Source organism: Gemmata obscuriglobus, from assembly GCF_008065095.1.
GTDB classification, from domain to species: domain Bacteria; phylum Planctomycetota; class Planctomycetia; order Gemmatales; family Gemmataceae; genus Gemmata; species Gemmata obscuriglobus.
The window spans coordinates 4369233-4387768 of record NZ_CP042911.1; the positions used below are offsets into that span (position 1 = coordinate 4369233).

At 67.8% G+C, this 18536-nt stretch carries 28 protein-coding genes; 11 read left to right on the forward strand and 17 right to left on the reverse strand.

Annotation, left to right across the window (positions count from 1 at the left end; genetic code table 11):
- Positions 1 to 23: 23 nt before the first annotated feature.
- The 8 genes from GobsT_RS18100 (at position 24) to GobsT_RS18125 (ending at position 6037) form a co-directional block, all read left to right on the forward strand.
- Entirely contained in the window at positions 24 to 2231 is a 2208-nt protein-coding gene (locus GobsT_RS18100) for a ParB/RepB/Spo0J family partition protein (RefSeq protein WP_010038053.1), read from the forward strand.
- Positions 2228 to 2389 (forward strand): hypothetical protein, encoded by a 162-nt coding sequence (locus tag GobsT_RS37865; RefSeq protein WP_010038056.1) that lies wholly within the window; start codon positions 2228 to 2230, stop codon positions 2387 to 2389. The genes GobsT_RS18100 and GobsT_RS37865 overlap by 4 nt, the downstream gene beginning before the upstream one ends.
- Complete coding sequence (locus tag GobsT_RS18105) at positions 2386 to 2631, forward strand: hypothetical protein (RefSeq protein WP_010038058.1); 246 nt, start codon at positions 2386 to 2388, stop codon at positions 2629 to 2631. Before GobsT_RS37865 ends, GobsT_RS18105 begins: the two co-directional genes overlap by 4 nt.
- On the forward strand, positions 2628 to 3482 hold the full coding sequence (locus tag GobsT_RS18110) for a DNA adenine methylase (protein WP_010038059.1): 855 nt from the start codon (positions 2628 to 2630) through the stop codon (positions 3480 to 3482). The genes GobsT_RS18105 and GobsT_RS18110 overlap by 4 nt, the downstream gene beginning before the upstream one ends.
- Positions 3479 to 3649, forward strand: a complete 171-nt coding sequence (locus tag GobsT_RS37870; RefSeq protein ID WP_157506636.1) for a hypothetical protein — start codon at positions 3479 to 3481, stop codon at positions 3647 to 3649. The genes GobsT_RS18110 and GobsT_RS37870 overlap by 4 nt, the downstream gene beginning before the upstream one ends.
- Positions 3646 to 4488, forward strand: a complete 843-nt coding sequence (locus GobsT_RS18115) for a TIGR02996 domain-containing protein (protein ID WP_010038063.1) — start codon at positions 3646 to 3648, stop codon at positions 4486 to 4488. Before GobsT_RS37870 ends, GobsT_RS18115 begins: the two co-directional genes overlap by 4 nt.
- Before the next feature lie 294 nt (positions 4489 to 4782).
- Positions 4783 to 5394 carry a coiled-coil domain-containing protein gene (locus GobsT_RS38830; protein ID WP_010038067.1) on the forward strand — a complete coding sequence of 204 codons (612 nt, stop codon included), beginning with the start codon at positions 4783 to 4785 and terminating at the stop codon, positions 5392 to 5394.
- A complete protein-coding gene (locus GobsT_RS18125) occupies positions 5306 to 6037 on the forward strand; it encodes a terminase large subunit domain-containing protein (protein ID WP_232068477.1) in 732 nt (243 codons plus the stop codon). The genes GobsT_RS38830 and GobsT_RS18125 overlap by 89 nt, the downstream gene beginning before the upstream one ends.
- Before the next feature lie 19 nt (positions 6038 to 6056).
- Here the strand turns inward: GobsT_RS18125 and GobsT_RS18130 are convergent, their stop codons facing one another.
- Complete coding sequence (locus GobsT_RS18130) at positions 6057 to 6341, reverse strand: hypothetical protein (protein WP_010038073.1); 285 nt, start codon at positions 6339 to 6341, stop codon at positions 6057 to 6059.
- Positions 6342 to 6668: 327 nt separating this feature from the next.
- Here GobsT_RS18130 and GobsT_RS18135 point away from each other — a divergent pair, with 327 nt between their 5' ends.
- Positions 6669 to 7073 (forward strand): hypothetical protein, encoded by a 405-nt coding sequence (locus GobsT_RS18135; RefSeq protein WP_010038075.1) that lies wholly within the window; start codon positions 6669 to 6671, stop codon positions 7071 to 7073.
- A 97-nt stretch (positions 7074 to 7170) separates the two neighbouring features.
- On the forward strand, positions 7171 to 7902 hold the full coding sequence (locus GobsT_RS18140; protein ID WP_010038081.1) for a hypothetical protein: 732 nt from the start codon (positions 7171 to 7173) through the stop codon (positions 7900 to 7902).
- An 86-nt stretch (positions 7903 to 7988) separates the two neighbouring features.
- Here the strand turns inward: GobsT_RS18140 and GobsT_RS18145 are convergent, their stop codons facing one another.
- The 15 genes from GobsT_RS18145 to GobsT_RS18220 all read right to left on the reverse strand — a co-directional run bounded on the left by GobsT_RS18145 (position 7989) and on the right by GobsT_RS18220 (position 17852).
- Positions 7989 to 8558 carry a hypothetical protein gene (locus GobsT_RS18145; RefSeq protein WP_010038084.1) on the reverse strand — a complete coding sequence of 190 codons (570 nt, stop codon included), beginning with the start codon at positions 8556 to 8558 and terminating at the stop codon, positions 7989 to 7991.
- A 97-nt stretch (positions 8559 to 8655) separates the two neighbouring features.
- Positions 8656 to 9240 (reverse strand): HEAT repeat domain-containing protein, encoded by a 585-nt coding sequence (locus tag GobsT_RS18150; protein WP_148087787.1) that lies wholly within the window; start codon positions 9238 to 9240, stop codon positions 8656 to 8658.
- 80 nt (positions 9241 to 9320) lie between these two features.
- A complete protein-coding gene (locus tag GobsT_RS18155; RefSeq protein ID WP_010038087.1) occupies positions 9321 to 9740 on the reverse strand; it encodes an SMI1/KNR4 family protein in 420 nt (139 codons plus the stop codon).
- 52 nt (positions 9741 to 9792) lie between these two features.
- Positions 9793 to 10143: a hypothetical protein gene (locus GobsT_RS18160; RefSeq protein WP_010038088.1), complete on the reverse strand. Its 351-nt coding sequence runs from the start codon at positions 10141 to 10143 to the stop codon at positions 9793 to 9795.
- Positions 10144 to 10281: 138 nt separating this feature from the next.
- Positions 10282 to 10644: a hypothetical protein gene (locus GobsT_RS18165; RefSeq protein ID WP_010038089.1), complete on the reverse strand. Its 363-nt coding sequence runs from the start codon at positions 10642 to 10644 to the stop codon at positions 10282 to 10284.
- A 73-nt stretch (positions 10645 to 10717) separates the two neighbouring features.
- Positions 10718 to 11209: a hypothetical protein gene (locus tag GobsT_RS18170; protein WP_010038090.1), complete on the reverse strand. Its 492-nt coding sequence runs from the start codon at positions 11207 to 11209 to the stop codon at positions 10718 to 10720.
- 193 nt (positions 11210 to 11402) lie between these two features.
- The gene (locus GobsT_RS18175; RefSeq protein ID WP_010038094.1) at positions 11403 to 11813 is read right to left on the reverse strand and encodes a hypothetical protein; all 411 of its coding nucleotides are present in this window, start codon (positions 11811 to 11813) and stop codon (positions 11403 to 11405) included.
- Positions 11814 to 11938: 125 nt separating this feature from the next.
- Positions 11939 to 12874: a tetratricopeptide repeat protein gene (locus tag GobsT_RS18180; RefSeq protein WP_010038096.1), complete on the reverse strand. Its 936-nt coding sequence runs from the start codon at positions 12872 to 12874 to the stop codon at positions 11939 to 11941.
- Between the two features lie 121 nt (positions 12875 to 12995).
- The gene (locus GobsT_RS18185; protein ID WP_010038098.1) at positions 12996 to 13517 is read right to left on the reverse strand and encodes a hypothetical protein; all 522 of its coding nucleotides are present in this window, start codon (positions 13515 to 13517) and stop codon (positions 12996 to 12998) included.
- Positions 13518 to 13632: 115 nt separating this feature from the next.
- A complete protein-coding gene (locus GobsT_RS37875) occupies positions 13633 to 14349 on the reverse strand; it encodes a hypothetical protein (protein ID WP_232068377.1) in 717 nt (238 codons plus the stop codon).
- A gap of 89 nt (positions 14350 to 14438) precedes the next feature.
- On the reverse strand, positions 14439 to 14921 hold the full coding sequence (locus GobsT_RS18195) for an SMI1/KNR4 family protein (RefSeq protein ID WP_232068378.1): 483 nt from the start codon (positions 14919 to 14921) through the stop codon (positions 14439 to 14441).
- A gap of 828 nt (positions 14922 to 15749) precedes the next feature.
- Positions 15750 to 16226: a hypothetical protein gene (locus GobsT_RS37880; protein ID WP_010038105.1), complete on the reverse strand. Its 477-nt coding sequence runs from the start codon at positions 16224 to 16226 to the stop codon at positions 15750 to 15752.
- A 137-nt stretch (positions 16227 to 16363) separates the two neighbouring features.
- Positions 16364 to 16747 carry a hypothetical protein gene (locus GobsT_RS37885; protein ID WP_010034030.1) on the reverse strand — a complete coding sequence of 128 codons (384 nt, stop codon included), beginning with the start codon at positions 16745 to 16747 and terminating at the stop codon, positions 16364 to 16366.
- Positions 16748 to 16908: 161 nt separating this feature from the next.
- The gene (locus GobsT_RS18215; protein ID WP_010038107.1) at positions 16909 to 17292 is read right to left on the reverse strand and encodes a hypothetical protein; all 384 of its coding nucleotides are present in this window, start codon (positions 17290 to 17292) and stop codon (positions 16909 to 16911) included.
- Positions 17293 to 17402: 110 nt separating this feature from the next.
- Complete coding sequence (locus GobsT_RS18220; RefSeq protein WP_010038110.1) at positions 17403 to 17852, reverse strand: hypothetical protein; 450 nt, start codon at positions 17850 to 17852, stop codon at positions 17403 to 17405.
- 126 nt (positions 17853 to 17978) lie between these two features.
- Here GobsT_RS18220 and GobsT_RS18225 point away from each other — a divergent pair, with 126 nt between their 5' ends.
- Complete coding sequence (locus tag GobsT_RS18225; protein WP_010038112.1) at positions 17979 to 18314, forward strand: hypothetical protein; 336 nt, start codon at positions 17979 to 17981, stop codon at positions 18312 to 18314.
- Here the strand turns inward: GobsT_RS18225 and GobsT_RS37890 are convergent.
- Positions 18257 to 18529: a hypothetical protein gene (locus GobsT_RS37890; protein ID WP_010038114.1), complete on the reverse strand. Its 273-nt coding sequence runs from the start codon at positions 18527 to 18529 to the stop codon at positions 18257 to 18259. The genes GobsT_RS18225 and GobsT_RS37890 overlap by 58 nt on opposite strands.
- Between the last annotated feature and the right edge of the window lie 7 nt (positions 18530 to 18536).

Genomic DNA, 18536 nt, shown 5'->3' on the forward strand with positions numbered 1-18536 from the left:
CGAACGGAACGCAGGAGCCGGTCATGGCCAAGAAGACGAACCCCGCTGCCGCGCCGGCCCCCGAGGTGCGGGCGCCCGCACCCGAGCGCCCCCCGGTCGGGCCGCCGGCGACGTTCGGGCCGGAGATCGTCGAGGACGTGCCGCTCGCGGCCGTCGCGCCGTGCCCGTTCAACGTGCGGCGGCACTTCGACCCGGCGGACCTCGCGTCCCTGGCGGACTCGATCCGGGCGCTCGGGCTGAAGGAGCCGCTGCTGGTGCGGCCCGTGGGCCGGGCCGGCGGGCCGGCCCCGGAGTGGAACGGGTACTCCTGGATCTACCTCGGCGAGCCCGCCTACGAGCTGGCCGACGGCGAGCGGCGGTTCCGGGCGCTGGCGCTCATTCATCAGGCGGGCGGGGATATCGGGATGGCCCCCCGGCCGAACGAGATCCCGGTGATCGTGCGGCCCATGACCGACGAGGCGGTGCGGGCGGTGATGCTGGTGAGCCGCGAGCAGTCGCGGGACCTGCGGACGAGCGAGCTGGTCGCCGGGTACACGGCCCTGGCGGTCGGGCGAACGGTCGAGCAGCTCGCGGAGTTCCTCGGCCGCAAGAACGAGATCGCCCACGTGCGGGGCGTGCTGAAGCTCGCCCGGCTGCCAGAGTGGGCGCTGGCCGCCATCGATGCCGGGAAGCTGAAGCCAGCGTCCGCGGTGCTCGTGGCCGGGCTGCACAGCGAGCCGAGCCGGAAGCGGGCCGCCGCGTGCGCCATCCTGGGATGGCACCACCCCGACGACGAGGTGGACGCGCTTATCGCCGACCACTTTGACCGCGGCGAGGACCCGACCGAGGCGGACGATTGGGATTACGACGGACCGCTCACCTACCGGGAGCTCAAGGACCTGCTCGCGTCTGACTTCCAGCGGGAGCTGAAGTCGGCCCCGTTCCCGCGCCAGGCCCTCGACCTGCTGGAGGGCGTCGGCAGCTGCGACGCGTGCCCGAAGCGGGCGGGCAACGACCCGGACGCGGTGGAAGCCAAGGTGCGGGCCGACATGTGCCTGGACCCGGAGTGCTACCGGGCCAAGGAAGAGGTGTGGAACACGCGGGTGGTCGAGGCGGCGAAGGCGAGCGGCAAGACGATCCTCCCGAAGAAGGACGCCGAGAAGCTGTTCAACCGGTACGGCGACGACTCCCTCGCCTACCGGTCCGGGTACGTCGACCTGGCCGCGACCTGCTACCAGGACAAGGAGAAGCGCACGTACGGGGCGCTCCTCAAGGGGCACGTGGCCGACGACCAGGTGGCGATCGCGGTCGGGCCGAAGACCGGGAAGCCGTTCGAGCTGGTCAAGGAGGACCTCGCCGACACGGTGCTGAAGGCGAAATACAAGATCGGCGAGCGGCCGGGCACGTCCGGGTCGAACGACAAGTGGCTGAAGGAGCAGCGGGAGCGGAAGAAGAAGGCCGAACTCGGCCGGGCCGCGGCCGCGGTCGCGAACGGGCTCGTCGCGGCCCAGGTCAAGGAAAAGCTCCCGCCGGGCTTCCCGGTGTTCCAGGGCGGGGTCCCGCTCCTCCAGCAGGTGGCCGCGACGGTCGCGAGCTTCGGCGGCTCCGAGGTGTGCCGGGTGGTGGCGAAGCGCCGGGGCCTCCCGCTCAAAGACCCGCACGCGCACCGCGAGGCGGTCTCCGCACTCGCGTTCACGCTCGCCGAGCCCCGGGACCTGATCGCCCTGGTCGCCGAACTGGCCGCCACTTACCGCACCATGAGCTGGGCGAGCGAGTACGCCCGGGACAACGTCAGCAAAGAGGAGCGGGCGTTCTTCGCCGCGTTCGGCATCGACCGCAAGACGCTCACCCAGGACGCCGCGGCCGAGAAGAAGGCCGCGAAGGCCTCCAAGAAGAAGGACAAGAAGAAGTCGGCCGGGGGCGGGGTGCCGGCGCCCGCACCGGTCGCACTCACTACCTGGGACGGCGTCCCGAACTTCCCGGAGCAGGCCGCCGCCCACCTCGCGACCAAGGGCGTGAACACCGTCGCGGACCTCGACGCGGTCGTGGAGCGGCTGAAGCGCGGGGACGGGGGCGCGGCCCGGCCGAACGGGGCCGCCAACCGGTACACCGCGCTCAAGGAGCTCGGGGTGCCGCCCGACGTGGTCTACCAGGCCGGCGACGCGCTGGTGGACTGGGAGGGCGCGAAGGGCGCCCCCGCGGCCGCCGCGGCCCCGAAGCCGAAGGGCAAGCGGAAGGCGGGTGCCGCATGACCCTGATCCTGCGCGTCGTCGAGCCGGCCACGCCGGTCGACCTCGGGGCGGCGGGCGTGTGCCGGGTGGGGCTGGCCGAACTGGTGGGCGCCTGGGGCCGCGGGCCGGTCCGGCACGTGGTGTACCTGGGCGACTGGAACGTGGGGGCCGCGGCATGAGCCTGAACGACCTGATCGCGGCGCTGGGCCTGGTCCTGCCGACGATCAATTGCAACCAGCCCCGGGCCGCGGTGCTGCGGGACGTCCGGGCCGGGCTCGACGCCGCGCTCCCCAACTGGCGCGAGGTCGCGGCCGCCGACGGCCGGATGCAGCACTTCCGGGCCACGGTGCAAGCCCCACACGGCGGCCCGGTGCACGTCGGCCTGATCCTGTGGTCGCGGACGGAAACGGGGGACGAATGAGCAAGGTCACCGCACTCGCACCGTGGTTCGGCAGCAACCGCACCCTCGCGGAGAACGTGGGGGCGGCCCTGGCCGGGTGCCGCTGGGTCGGGGTGCCGTTCGCCGGCGGCATGAGCGAGCTGCTGCACATTCAGGCGCCCACGGTGGTAGTGGGGGACTTGCACCCCCACGTGCTGAACCTCGCGGCCGTGGTCGCGAACCCTTGCCTCCGCGCCGAGTTGGTCGAGCGGCTTGACGGACTGCCGTACCACCCCGATGTCCTCAAAGCGGCTCAGCAGCGGTGCGCCGAACGGGAGGGGGCCTTCGACGACGGTTGGTTCGGTGAGGGCGGCTTGATCGGGAACAGCGTGGACCTTGATTGGGCCTGTGACTACTTCGTGTGCGCGTGGATGTCTCGCAACGGCTGCGCGGGCACTCGGAACGAGTTCACGAGCTCCTTCAGCGTTCGCTGGGACGCCGGCGGCGGGGATTCCGCGACCCGGTTCCGCAATGCAACGGCCGGACTCGTCGAGTGGTCCGCGATCATGCGGGCCTGCACCTTCGTGCGGCTGGACGTGTTCCAGTTCCTCGCCGCGGTCAAGGATCTGGCGGGGCACGCGCTGTACCTCGACCCGCCGTTCCCGAAGGTGGGCGACGCGTACAAGTTCGGCTTCGGCGAATCGGATCAGCGGCGGCTCGCGAAGGAGCTCGCCGGCTTCAAGACGTGTCGAATCGTGGTGCGGTACTATGACCACCCGCTGATTCGCGAACTGTACCCGGAACCGCTGTGGACCTGGCACCGGTTCACCGGGCGGAAGCAAACCAATGCGGCGGCGAATGAGGAAGTGCTCCTGGTGAGGAACGCGGCATGATGATCAAGATCGAGAAGATCCCGCAGGGCGTGCAGGTCACCGTCACCCCGAGCGGCGCGAAGAAGCCGGTCACGTTCGTGATCCAGCCCGGTCAGCTGGGGTTGATCACAGAGATGCTGCGGACCGCCATGAGTGCCGAGACCTTCAAGTTCGAGCTGCAGCTATGAGCGAGCGGGCCGGGTTCCTCAGCGCGATCCTCGAGAGCCCCGCGGACGACACCGCGCGGGCCGCGTACGCGGACTGGCTCCGCGAGCAGCCGGGGGCGTTCGACCGGCTGCACGGGCGGTTCCTGTGGGCCGGGCTCACGCTGGCCCGGTTCCGCGGCCAGGAGGTGGTCGAGGACGGGATGTTCTTCGACGCCCTGAGGGACCAAGCCGAGGCGGCGCCCGAGGTCATCGCGGTGCAGTTGCAGCACGTACTCGGGTGGGGCTGGAACGCCACCGAATGGGCCTGGGACAACGAGACCGCGGCCCCGGACCGGATCCACGTGGCGACGATCCCGCCCAAGGTGGCGAACGAGACCCCGGCCGAGCGTCGGGAGCGGCGGCGATCGGGGCGGGCCCGGACGACCGCGGCCGGTTACGAGCGCGGGTGCCTCACGTGGGTGCGGGTCCGCGCCAAGCAGTGGGAGCTCGCGGGCGAGAAGATCCTTGGGAGTTGTCCGCTCCAGCGGGTCGAACTGCTGGAACTGCCGGGGCTGGTGCTGAGCATCGAGAGCGACGACGGCTGGCGGTTGCGTGGCGAACTCCGGCCGCCGTTGACTCAGCGCCTCGACCGGGCGGGCACGGCGGCCGCCCCGATCGAGGCATCGGAGCCGGATCGGATGGAGGAGGGCTTCGCGCGTGACAAGTTCGTTCGGCGGTTCGCCCACTCCACCTGGGCGGTGCTCACGCGTCTGCACTTCATGGCCGGGTTCGCGTGGCCCGGGCCGCTGCCGGAAAGCATGATGGGACCCGGCCCGTACGTCGGAGTCGATCCTTCGCCGGAGTTGCTCGGAGGGATTTGATCCGCACCACATCTCGTTCACCCGCAGAGCCGGGCACCCCAGCGGTGCGCCGGCTCGCGTTCGTTTCATGCCCCCGCACCTCTCGTTTCGCGCGCCACGTGCGTGAGTCCAGAGGCCCTATAAGGGGTCTTAAGAGAGTAATTTCTTACCACTCAAAATATCCCTTATAGGGGCCTCCCCGCCCCCGGCTCGCACTTCGCGCGTGAATCGAAACCCCGCCTTCCCGCGGCTTTCATCCGGGCAACCCGGGGCGGCATCATCAGTAGCGGAAACAAGAGGATTCTGGAGCCTCCGGTGGCGGGCACGGGCGAGGACAAACTGAGCGCCCGGCAGGAACTCGCCATCGTGGCCCTGCTCGGGTCGTCCACGGTCAAAGGGGCCGCCGAGCAGGCCAAGGTGTCCGAGGCCAGCCTGTTCAAGTGGCTCAAGGACCCGGCGTTCAAACAAAGATTATCGTATGTTCGCAAGATAGTTACGGATCAGGCGTTCACCGCGGTGGGCACGGACCTGCAGGAGATCGGGCGGAACGCGGTGGCGACGATCAAGCGGAACCTGGGGCCGCCCGCGCCGCCGGCGGTGCAGGTGCGGGCCGCGACGGTGGCCCTGGACAAGCTCGCCAACTGGCAGATGGTGGCGGACCTGCAGGAGCAGATCGAGGGCCTCAAGGCGCAACTGGCGGGGCAGGCGCATGGCGAGCATCGCGAGCCTCCGGGCGCAGGTGGCGAAGCTGCGGGCGCAAGCGGCGGCGCGGATGCGGTGCGGGTCGCGGGAGACGCTGGAGCGGCTGCGGGCGGACCCGACGCTCCCGTTCACGGCGATGGGGTGGCGGCCGGACCCGTGGCAGGCCCGGTTCCTGACGAGCCCGGGGAAGCGGGAGTCGCTCCTCTGTTCCCGCCAGGCGGGTAAGAGCACCGCGACCGCGGCCCGCGTCGTGCGGGAGGCGCTCCTGTACCCGCGGGCCGACTGCCTCGTGTTCTGCCCCACGATGCGGCAGAGCATGGAAATGCTCCGCAAGGTGCGCGACTTCTACCGCGCGCTGGGGAGCCCGGTGGCCGAGCTCGCGGACACGAAGACGAGCCTCGAGCTGGCGAACGGGTCGCGGGTCATCAGCCTGCCCGATTCGCAGGAGGGCGTGGTCGGGTTCAGCGCGCCGCGGCTGGTCGTGATCGACGAGGGGAGCCGGGTCAGCGACGAACTGTACAAGAGCGTCCGCCCGATGCTCGCGGTGTCGAAGGGCCAGTTGCTCACGCTATCGACGCCGTTCGGGAACCAGGGCTGGTTCTTCGACATCTGGGACGACAGCGCCGAAGGGTTGAAGCGGCGGTCGAAGCTGCACGAGCCGTGGCAGCGGACCGCGGTGCCGGCGAGCCAGATCCCGCGGATCACGCCCGAGTTCCTGGAGGACGAGCGGGCCGAGCTGGGCGAGCGGTGGTTCCAGCAGGAGTACTTCCTCCGGTTCCTCGACTCGATCGACGCGGTGTTCAGTCAGGCGGTGATCCACGGGGCCCGGTCCGAAGGGATCGAGCCCCTGTTCGACCTGGGGGCGTAATGAATGTCGGCCGAAGTATTTACTTCGTGTTGTAGAGACCGGAAGCGGTCTTTACATTGTCGAGCAGGCATTTGTCCTCACTGCCACTGACGAGGCCGATGATGGCACCGACCACACCCCCGACGACCGTTCCGACAACCGGAACAACGGAACCGGCCGCTGCTCCGGCCATCATGCCACCCATCGCACCGAGCTGTGACCCGAGAACACTGTGGGCGGCCTGATCGGCGGCTTCGTCGCCACCCCGCTTCCGCTCCGCCTCAATGATCTCGCGAGCCTGATGGACTGCGCCCCAGAACGGCATAGCTCTCCTCCTAAACATTGACTTCGATGCTAGATCGAAGTCAGATAATCGAACCGAGTTGGCGGGTCTCTGTTGCCGCCAACCACTACCCATTGTTACGCACGCGAGGTGATTTTATTTATGAAATCCATCTACTCATTATAATCTCATAAAATATGGCATTGCCCCTCTAGGGCGATAAAAGTCAGGCCAGGTGGCTGATTCCAGTGCTCGGCAGTAGTTGGCCCATCGCACCACACCATTCCATCCGGGCAACCCCCTCCCGCACACTGGGCTCGTCTGGTGCGGGCGCCCGCACCTCCGCTCCGTCCGCCGAGGGCCCCGACCGTGCCGAACGTGAAAGCGATTCTCCTGGCCGTTCTGAAGGGCGCCGCGTGCCTGTTCGTGCGCTCGCGCCTCGACAACGTGGTGTCGCCCCCGAGCACCTTCACGCCCCCGTCCGTCATTACGCCCACCGTGGGGCGGGTGGTGTGGTTCTTCCCGGCGGACCGCGCCCCGAGCGATCAGCCGCTGCCGGCGCTCGTCGCCCACGTGTGGAGCGACACGGTGGTGAACCTCGCGATCTTCGACGCGAGCGGTAACCCGGTGCCGAACCCGCCCACGTCGGTGCCGCTGCTCTCCGCGAGCAGCGTGCCTCCTGGCGGCGGGCCGTACTGCACCTGGATGCCGTACCAGCAGGGCCAGGCCGCGAAGACCGATGCCCTGGCGAAGCAGCTGGCGGCGCGGTCGTGAACCCGAACCCGCCCACGTCCGACCCGGACCGGCGGGCGGACCCGTGGGGCCGCGACGACGGCCGGCACGATTACGACGTGGTTCCGAGGGGCGGGCTGTGGGAGTGAACCCCGAGAAGCTGTTCAGCGGGCTCGACCTCGGCAAGGCCGCGGACTTCAGCGTCCTGGCCACGGTCGGGCGCCGCAAGCTCGACCGCCCCGTGGCGAAGCGGCGGTTCAGCTACTCGGTCCGGTGGCTGCAGAGCTGGGACCTGGGCACGCGGTACACCGCGACCCGGCCCGGCGAGCGGTCCGTGATCGGCGACGTGAAGGCGCTGTACGAGCAGCCGGCGCTGACGTGGACGACGCTCGCGGCGGACTACACCGGCGTCGGCATGGCGGTGATCGAGCAGGTCATGGCGGCCAAGGTGAAGGCCCGGTTGCACCCCGTGTGCATCACCGCGGGCCACTCGATCAGCACGCCCGACGAGACCAAGGACCGCTCCTGGCACGTGCCAAAGAAGGAACTGGTCTCGACGCTGGTCGTGCTGCTGGAGAACGAGCTGCTCAAGTGGCAGGCCCCGAACACCCGCGGGGCGCTGCCGCTGATCGGGCGGTTCGAGAAGGAACTGCAGGCGTTCCGCGAGCACGTGACGAAGTCGAAGAACGTGACCTTCGGGGCCGAGCAGAGCCAGCACGACGACATCGTGATGGCTGTTGCGCTGTGCTGCTGGCTGGCGGAGCACAGCGGGGGCGGGGACGCGGCCGGGATCGGCGTGCCCGACGAGCGGGACGCGAGCGCGGTGGGCGGGGCGCCCGCCGGCGTGTTCGCCAGCGGGAACGGGGTGTGAGGGGCGATGCGTCGCAAATCAGCCGGCGGTGTCAGGTGCAGCGCCGGGTTCGGCTCGACAACCGGTGCTTGGCGCGGCCCGTCGAGTTAAACGGCCATTTGAACGGTAACGCCACGCCTGCTGAGCTCGTTCACGAACGAGAGCAGCGCACCTTGGTCGAACGCTACATGCACGAGGCAGAAGGTCACCTGCCGACCGTTCCTGTCGGTGACGTGCATCCGCCCCTTCTTGATGAACCCTACCATGCTGAAGCCGTCAGCTCGCGCGAGGAGTTGTCCCGAACCGTTTTGCAGTTCGCCGACGGCGACGGCCCTCAACTTGTCTGTGTGGTATCGTTGCTCGATGAAGCGACCGGCCAAGCCACCTGGCGTTAAACCTCGAATGATGACCTCGTCCTTTCGCAGGCAGAGCCGGCACTGCGACAGGCAGGAGACCAAGTACCGGACATACCAGACTGTACTCAGCAGGACAACTGGAGCGGTGATCCCGTTAACGATCGGTCTGACCAGATCGGCTCGTAATCGGCCGTCGAAAACGATCCAGAGGCCGCCCCCGACAAAGAGGTAGTACATGACCAAGACGATCAGCCACTCCGGCCGAAGCTGCGCCAGGAGGCCAAGGAAAATTTGTGCGCGGGTGCGAGCAAAAAAGCTCATCTCACGTCCTTTGGTCCGCCTCCTCGACGACCCGCCTTTGCCGCCGAACATACAGCTCACCTGCACCGCCATCTCCGGATGAGCAATGCGTCCCGAATCAGATGGCGGTGTCAGGTGCAGCGCCGGGTTCGGCTGCCTTTTGCCTAGAAGCTAGGAAAGAGCGCACGAACGCCGCCTGTCGCTGGACTCCGACGTTGGGATGCGTCGCCATTGCTTCCAGAATTTGACCGCAATCTTCGGGGTCTGCGAGGCCGGACCAGAGCAGTTGGTCAACGATCCCTGCACCCCACACCTGCACGCCCTCATCTTCATCGCCGAGGAATTCAGCCGCCCAAGCGATCCCTCTTCCGTCGGCAACCATCCGAAGCAGCTCGACGGCTGATCTTCGGGACTCTGCGTCCGCCTCACTGCGAGCAATCTCCAGGCACCGCTCCATCGCTGATAACGGCTTTAAGAGGGCAAGCACTGAGCGGGCCAACTCGCTGCCCGGTGCGCCCGCGACGTAATAGTCCACGGCGGATCGAAGGGAATCAACACCGACGATCAACTCCAGCGCTTGACGGCCCAAGTCCGAGCCGCCACTTTCGCCACCATCACGAAGAGTGCCGAGTTTCTGGGCCAGAGCGTGCCAATCCACCAGCCCCACCACGGAAGCCCTCTGGGTGCCGAACATAAAGCTCACCTGCACCGCCCCCTGCCAAGGGAGCGATGCCATCCAAGCTACATGGCGGTGTCAGGTGCAGCGCCGGGTTCGGCGTGCCTTTACTCCGCGCACAGGAAACCCGCGGCCTGCCACGCCGCAAAGCTCTGGGCTACTGGCTCAAAGCAGTCCGGCGTCATTGCCCCCATGCCGACGCTGTGGACCTGCCCGTCCGCGAGCGACAGCACGAGCGCGACCCCGCCGCTGTTGTCGCCGATCATCAGGTGCCCTGGGCAGTACGCCCGCGACTCGTGGGTGTCATTCCGCTCCATCACGGCGGTGCGACCGTACACCAGCGTCCGCCCATTGGCCGCGAGGAACGACACGGCGGTGCCCGCTAGGAAGGAACGGTACGGCTCCGGCAGCGGTCGCCCGAGCCATGTCTCGACCTCTTCCAGCGACTGCACGCCCTGCGCCCTCCGGTGGCCGAACAAATAGCTCACCTGCCGCGGGGTGAGCGAAACGGTCAGGAAACGACGCATTTGACGCGGTCAGGTGCAGCGCCGGGTTCGGCCTCTTGGGCGCTGCATGTGGTTAACCGACCGGTCCCTTCGTCGGCGGGACCGGGTCGGGGGTACATGGCGAGCGGGTGAGGGCGGTTGTGAGTCCACCGCCGATGCGGTAGAGGAGCACCGCGAGGTCGCGGGCACCGATCCCGGCGCACGCCAGCAGCAGAGCGGACAGCAGCCACACAACCACTGACTCGGACGAGAAGAAGAACCGCTCAAGAGCGGCAGCCCACCACTGGGCGCTGCCGCTCGGGGACACACCCGTCATACTTGCGAAGGCGAAGGCTACGACGAGCGGCCACCCGATCGCCGCGGCCATCATGGCGGCAAGGAGCAGCCGCGCGACCAAGAAGCCCGAGCTAACGTGCTTCGTCATCGCTCTACCTCTGCTTGCCGAACGATGAAGCTCACCGGCCCGGCCGCGACGCCAGTGTGCGGCAGAGACGCGCAGGGAGCAACGGGAAACAGACGACGTGGCCGGGTCCGGTGCAGCGCCGGGTTCGGCCTCGGCCACCTACACGTCGCGGTGAAACAGCCGCCGCACCTCGGCCTCGTACTCGGCAGCCAACCCGAACTCCTCCGGTTGCCGGGTGTGGTTGCCGAACAGGTCGGCCATCGCGATCCGCCACGCTCCCGCGTGCGTCATCAGCCCGCGCTTGTCCATCGGCTCGTAGTGAAACCGTGCCACGCTTCGGCGGTGAGCCTCGTCCGGCTCAACACCGCCGATCTTGACGAGCACCCACGCGTACAGCTGCTGCTCGGCCTCCAGGTACGGGACGTACTCCGCGTCCGGCCACCAGTCAACTGGGCGAGTTGCCGCCGACTCCGCTCGCTGGCGGACTCGGGTGAGCCAGTTGTCCGGCTGCGGTTCCGCCATCCGGTGGACTCCTCTGTGGCCGAACAAATAGCTCACCTGCACCGCCATCACCGGATGAGCAGTGCGTCACAAATTAGATGGCGGTGTCAGGTGCAGCGTCGGGTTCGGCGTGCCTCTGCTCCGGAGGCAGCCCGCCCTGATGCCGGATGAACGCCAGTCCCGTGGGATCGTAGTACCCCGGCGCGTGGACGCTCACGCTGTCGAACGTGAAGCCCTGGTCGCCGTCCTCGTCCGACACGCAACTCCGCCACAGGCCCATGCGCAGATCGGGGAAGTAGTACGAGTGCCGCCCTGGCCGGTACACTTCTGGCGCCAACCCGAGCCGCTCGGCGATCTCGGCGATGACCTCGTCGGCCCCGGCCTCGAACAGGTCGATGCCCTCGAACGATCCCCAGTGCTTGGGCGATTCGACGAACGCCACCACCGGTGGATCACCGCGGAAATCCACCCGGATGTCGCGATCCTGGTCGAGCAGGGGTTGTACTTCCGCGCGGGTCATGCCCAGCCGCACCATGCCGGCGAGCGACCGGATGCCGATGTGCGGGACCACCTCATCCGCTGCCATCAGCGCCCTCTGTTGCCGAACATACAGCTCACCTGCACCGCCATCACCGGATGAGCGGTGCGTTCCGAATCAGATGGCGGTGTCAGGTGCAGCGCCGGGTTCGGCTCGCCTTGCTCGGGACTGAATCGGCCGCGCCCCGTCAGCAGAGCCGCCAAATGAGGCAAGCGACACCGCCGGTCAACGTTACGCCGGGTTAGGACTCTGCTTGGCTCCACTCAGCCAGCGCCGCCCCGGCACGCCGCAACTCCGCCCGCACGACGCTCAGCGTGGCGTCCGTTTGCCAGCAGCAGGCGTCGTCGGAGGTCGAGCCCATGTACACGCCGAGCAGCACCCGGCCGTCGTCCCCGGCCTCGGCCCGTAGGGTAAAGTCCTCCCCGCTCGCCGTCCACTGCCGCTCGCGGCCGGCGGCGACACCCGCCGCCGATATGAGGAAGTCGCCGAGCTGTCCCATCCCAGGGAAGGCGGGCTCGGCGTCGGGATCAACGGACACGGCGGCCTCGAACGCCGTTCCGCGGAGCCACGCCACCAGTACGCCCGGCAGGTCTGGGTCGGGCGACAGCGACAGCGACATACCCGCCGCCTCAGCGATAGTGACGACCGCCACGAGCACCTCCGGGTGCCTTTGGTGCCGAACGAACAGCTCACCTGCACCGCCACATCCCGAGCAGCGATGCGTCCCGAATCAGCCGGCGGTGTCAGGTGCAGTGCCGGGTTCGGCGTGTCCCACAGTTATTCTGTGCGGAAGGGCCTACCAGCCTCGTAGAGTTTCAATCGCGCCTGCATGGCCTTCCGTTGTTCATCCGCCTTGGGGCCGAGCAACTCGATCGCTTTCTTTTGCGACTTGATTGCCTCATCGAACTGACCAGCCTCCGCGTAGGCGGCCGCCACCGTATCAAGGCACTCCGGTCGCTTTCCTCCGGATTTCTCATTCGACTTACTGGCGTATTCCAACGCCTTCCTGCCGTCGCGGAACTTGGGGTCGGGGCACGTTGCCAGCTGCCACGCCCAACTGTTGAGGAGGTTGGGATAGTCGGGATCACGCGTCAGCGCCTTCGCGAAGTCGGCCTGGGCATTGGCAAAGTCTTTCAGCGCGTGGCGCGCTTGGCCCCGCCGGTAATGCACCATTTCCATCTCCGGGTCGAGCCGCAGAGCCTCGGTGTAATCGGCCACGGCCTTAATGCTGTCCTGCTTGTACCACTGGTAGGCGCGGCCCCGGTAATGATGTGTGTGCGCCAGACACTTGTCTTTGCCGTCTCCGTTCCTGGAGAAATCGGTGCCGCCTTCGATCACCTTGGTGTAGTCAGCGATGGCCTTGTCGTACTCGCGCAGGGACTCATAGGCGAGGGCGCGATTGAACCGAGCACTGAAGCCCTTGGGATCGATCACCAGGATCTTCGTCAAGTCGGCCACCGCCTTCGCATACTCTCGCTTGTCGAGAGCGGGATGGCCGGCGTAGAGCGAACTGCGGCTGAAGTAGGCTTCCACGAACTGGGGGTCGAGTTCGATGGCCTTTGAGTAATCGGTAATGGCTTCGGTGTAGCGCCTGTTCTGCTCGTGGGCAAGAGCGCGCTCGTAGTAGCCTCGCGCTGTGGCGGGCTCGTCCGCACGGCCCCCGATCGCCAGCAGGCAGAGCGAGGTTACGGAAAGCAGACCGGATGTGCGCATGGGAATGCCCTCAGAAGACGCCGAACATAAAGCTCACCTGCACCGCGGCGTCCCGAGCAGCAGTGCGTTCCAAGTCAGACGGCGGTGTCAGGTGCAGCGCCGGGTTCGGCGCCTGCGGCACTCACCAGAACCGCCACCAGCGTCGACGCGGGGCCGACCCAACGGCGGCCTCGAAGTCGGCCTCTAGCACCTTCACCAACCCGGGACGGCCGGCGGCTCCGATCGCATCCAGGGCGAACCCGAGCGCCTCCCGGGCCGGCCGTGCCGACTCACCCGCCGCGGCTTCCGCCGCCTTCGCCGCGTGCTCCGCCACCTTCGCGGCGAACGACGCGACCAGCGCCGCCTCGGGGCCGGCCGGGCCGGGGTCGTGCTCCGCCTCGTCGGGCTCCAGCGGCACCGGGTAGTGGTACGGGATCAGCGCCCGACCGGCCGCCGCAAGGGCATCAATGTACGCCGCCCGCAGCCCGCCGCACGCCTGCCGCTCGGCCGCGGACTGCTCGGCCAGCGCGATGGCCCGGTCGACAGCTGCGACTCGGGTTGGGGCGGCATCCGGCCACGCCTCGGCGAACAGCGGCTGAACGCGGCGGGCGCACCGCACGGCAAAGGCCACCCGCAACCAGTGTGGCAGCCGTTCTGGGTCCACCTCTATCCCCCCTCCGTCGCCGAACGAACAGCTCACCTGCACCGCCACCACCAGATGAGCGGTGCGTTCCAAGTCAGCGGGCGGTGTCAGGTGCAGCGCCGGGTTCGGCTCGATGCTACTCCTTGCCGAGTACCAAGTCCACCACCCAGCAGCCGCGAACGTGCGGGCCGGGGCCGCGGCAGTGGTCGAGGATGTCGTCGGAGTCACAGCCCGCGTCTTGAAGCGCGTCAGCGAGAATCGGCATGGTGCAGAACTCACGCGACTCGTACATCTGCCGAGCGAACGCCAACACCTTCTGTGTGCGCCATTCGGGATCGAGGTCGACGGGGTGGAATGGGTTGCCCAGAACTTCGCGGAGGATAGTTGCCCCGACCGCGTTGGCTTGCCTCCGGTAACACCGTCCCGCCTCAGTTTGCGCCTCGTCCTCATCATCGTCTTGGGTGGGGTGTAACTCCCACCATTGATCCGCGAGTCGGTCTTGCATGAACGAAACCACCCTTGCGACAGTTTCCGAGCCGTACCTGCCATGATCGGGTGGCCAGCAGACCTCGAACGGGAACGTGCCTGGGATTTCATCGGCCTTGTCGGCGTACGCACGCACCTGAACGGCGAAGCTCGGATCGTCGGCGAAGGCTTCCGCGAGATCGAGAAGCCGAGATTCTTGGTCGCTGAAGGTGCCGCTGCGAATCAACCGGTAGATGCCACACCCAGCCAAGCGGTACTTGCGAGACGAGTATTTCCCGGTCTCCCACAGGTAGTTCTTCATCGGCCAAATGTCATCCGCGGACAACCACTCCGCTTCGGTCACAGTGCGCCTCCTGCGGCCGAACATAAAGCTCACCTGCACCGCCCCCTGCCAAGGGAGCGATGCCATCCAAGCTACATGGCGGTGTCAGGTGCAGCGCCGGGTTCGGCGTGCCTTTACTCCGCGCACAGGAAACCCGCGGCCTGCCACGCCGCAAAGCTCTGGGCTACTGGCTCAAAGCAGTCCGGCGTCATTGCCCCCATGCCGACGCTGTGGACCTGCCCGTCCGCGAGCGACAGCACGAGCGCGACCCCGCCGCTGTTGTCGCCGATCATCAGGTGCCCTGGGCAGTACGCCCGCGACTCGTGGGTGTCATTCCGCTCCATCACGGCGGTGCGACCGTACACCAGCGTCCGCCCATTGGCCGCGAGGAACGACACGGCGGTGCCCGCTAGGAAGGAACGGTACGGCTCCGGCAGCGGTCGCCCGAGCCATGTCTCGACCTCTTCCAGCGACTGCACGCCCTGCGCCCTCCGGTGGCCGAACGAACAGCTCACCTGCACCGCCATCACACGATGAGCGATGCCATCCAAACTACATGGCGGTGTCAGGTGCAGCGCCGGGTTCGGCTCGCTCACCACCGCGGTTCGGGGGCGCACACCGAGCGTCGCGGTTCCGCGGAAGCCCGCCCACCACCGCGGCCGAGCGGAGCAGCACCGACCCCGGGCGCCGTGTCGCCCCACTTCGGAGGCCACCCACCACCGCCACACACAGCGACGAGCCGCGCCGACCACCCACGGGCACTACGCGGAGCACCACCGACCCGCAATCACCGTGTCCCCATACCCGGCCACGCCCACCCGCACCTCGCGGCGACGAGCCGCGCCAGCACCGACCGGCACCACGCGGAGCCCGACGCGCGGGGTTCACCCACGCGGACCACACGCCACCGCCGCCGCACGCGCGCTCCTGCACGCGATGGTTGCCGAACGTAAAGCTCACCTGCACCGCCATCACACGATGAGCGGTGCGTCCCGAATCAGCCGGCGGTGTCAGGTGCAGCGCCGGGTTCGGCTCGCTCACGTCCGCGGTTCCGGGGCACACGCCCCGCGCCGCGCATCTGCGGATGCCCGCGGCACCGATGCGGCCGAGCGGAGCACCACCGACCCCACGCGCCGTGTCGCGGCCCATCGGAGGCCGGCCACCACCGCACCTCGCGGCGATGAGCCGCGCCGACCACCGGCGGGCACCACGCGGAGCACCCCCGACCCGAACCGCCGTGTCCCCACCCGCATCCCGGCCACGCCCAACCGCACCTCGCGGCGACGAGCCGCGCCCGCGCCCACCGGCACTCTGCGGAGCCCGACGCGCGGGGTTCACCCACGCGGACCACACGCACACCGCCGCACGGGCGCTCCAGCACGCGAGGGTGGCCGAACGTAAAGCTCACCTGCACCGCCATCACACGATGAGCGGTGCGTCACAACTCAGCGGGCGGTGTCAGGTGCAGCGCCGGGTTCGGCCTCTTGGGCCGCCACTCTGCCGGACGCGAGTAGTTGCCGGAGAGCATGGCAACCGCTCATGGTCGCCTCGCGAAGCTCGACGGCGAACCCATCGAGTGTGGTCGCCGACCGTACCGGCAGCCCGAGTTGATCGGGGAGATACGATTCGGCATCCCATACAGCACCACGAACGACTTGGCTGGCTGCGCCCGTCTGGATCTTCCACTGATCTTCAGACCAGTCCACCGTTAGCCGGAGATTGTAGCGGCGGCAGACGGCAGTATCGACCTCGACCCCGATCTCTAAATACCGCCAGGCGTGCATACTGATGCGGATATACGGCTCATGTTGGTCGGCGACGAGGCCACCATCGGCGAGGTCGTTCGCCAACTGCAGGAGCGTGTGTTGGGCCTGCGTTAACGCACCCAAGAACGCGACGACGTTGCGGCTGCCCTCGTCCACCGCTTACGCCTCTGGTTGCCGAACGAACAGCTCACCTGCACCGCCATCATACAGTCAGCGATGCGTCCCGGAACAGATGGCGGTGTCAGGTGCAGCGCCGGGTTCGGCGTGCCTTTGCGACCCACCCCGCCACCGCGTCACTTGTCGGACTTCTTCCCCCGCGACTCCGGCGGGCAGCCGTAGAAGCGGAGCTGAACTGGCGCATCATTCTTTTGGGGATCGGTCGTCACTTCGACGCGCGGATACCTCTGATCGGACACCCACCCGATGACCTCAGCCCGTGTAGCCGCTTTACCATTGATGGTGAGCCGGACGCTCTTCAGGTCAGGCACGGTGACGGTCCTGCCGTCCTTCTCTCCCTCTTGGGGTTCAGCGCGGAGGAGAAATCCGTCTGCACCGGCGTGCTTCCCGCTGGGGACAGTGACGGACTGAACCTCGTAGATGACAGCCTTCAAGTCGCTGGCCATGCCCGGCGAGGCGGACAGCGAGAAAACAACGAATGCCAACAGGGGCCGAGGCATGGGGATCAACCCTCCCACAAGGGCTATGCGAAATGGACCATTCACGGCCTCGGCTTCTGCCGCCGAACAATAAGCTCACCTGCACCGCCATCACCGGATGAGCGATGCGTCCCGAATCCGCGGGCGGTGTCAGGTGCAGCGCCGGGTTCGGCGTGCCTTTGCTAGTCACCGAAGCAGATCACGGCTCGGCCAGACTCCTGCGCCCGCGAGGCCGCGCGCTCCCACGTTGAGAGGAGCCGGAGGAACTCGCCCCGCCCGACCCGCCGGTGCAACACCGGGACGACCGCGGTCTGCACCTCCCACGCCTCGGCCTGCGCCTCCACCAATCGGCGGGCGTCGGCCAGCATCCGAGTCAGGGCGGTCAGGTCCGGGCCGGCGAACAGGGCGCAACCGTACAGGTCGATGTACTGGCCTGTCTCGGCCGCCAGCCGCTCGAATAGCGGGTGCAGGAACCAGTAGTACCCGTCGTCGCCCTCGAACCCCAGCGACGGCTCGTCGGGGTCCGACGCCTGGTACGGAGCGTCGCCAACACCGATGTCGAGCATCGCGCCCTCGTGTGGCCGAACGAACAGCTCACCTGCACCGCCATCAGTGGATGAGCGGTGCATCCCAGATCAGATGGCGGTGTCAGGTGCAGCGCCGGGTTCGGCGCGCTTTAACCCCACATTACTTTTTCTGGCAGCAAGCCGGGCTGGTTGAAGATGATCCAGAACGAGTGCGCATTCATCAGGTCGCCCGTGCCATAACCCACCTCGGCCACGTCACCTTTGAAGTGGACGCATTCCAATTGGAGCTGCTCTCGGAACAATTCCGGGTTGGTGATGGACGATCTTAACTCCTCAGCCCATTCTGTCCGCTCCCACCAAGAGTACATCCGATCTACTACGAGTTTCAGCATTGTGGGCTCGTTCTCGCAGATCCACGCGACGTGCCCTCGAATCGTTTCGAACTCGACGCCGGACATCGGCACCGCCTGATCGGTGGGGAAGATGTACCCCATCACACGCCGCCCACCAAATGCCCCGACACGAAATCTCCACCACCGCCATTCCTCATCCCAGAGGACCGGCCCGAGCGTTCCGTCGCGGATCAGGCTATCGTCCACGCTTACCTCGGGCGGCCGAACATACAGCTCACCTGCACCGCCACCATCGAATCAGCGGTGCGTCGCAGTATAGCGGGCGGTGTCAGGTGCAGCGCCGGGTTCGGCCGGGGCTGAGGGAGGACTTTCATGGGCCGCGTGTATGCCGTTGACGCCGACTGCTCCCGCGGCGAGATCCAAGTCGATAGGGGCCGTTTGTGGGTGCTGTGCGGCACTTGGCAACGGGTGCCGATGCCCGTGCGGGTCGAGTTCGACGGCGACACGTCGGTCGGTGGTGCCACGGTGACCGCCTTCTTCAGTCTGTGCGGGGGGCCGGTCGAGTCCCCCGACGGCGGGGCGGCGAAGGTCCGGTTCCGGGCGGTCGCGTGTTTTCTGCAGGTGACGCCGGAAGACCCGGACCCGCACCCTCACGGCTCACGCGGGTCCGAGGTCGCGAGCGCCAGTTTCGAGTCGATGAGCTCGTAGCGGCCTTTGGCGAGTCGCCGGGCATGTAGGCCGACGTTTGTGCCCTTGACGGACGCGGTGTACTGCCACGCGGCCGGGTCGGCGCTCGGCTCACCGATGTCGAACGCCGCGCCGGGCAGGGCTCGGTTCCGATGCGCCTTGACCGTGTATGTCGTCCCGTCGCCGCTAACGGCTTCGAACTCGGCCATGAGTTCGCGCGTGAACTGCTGCCCCATATGCGAC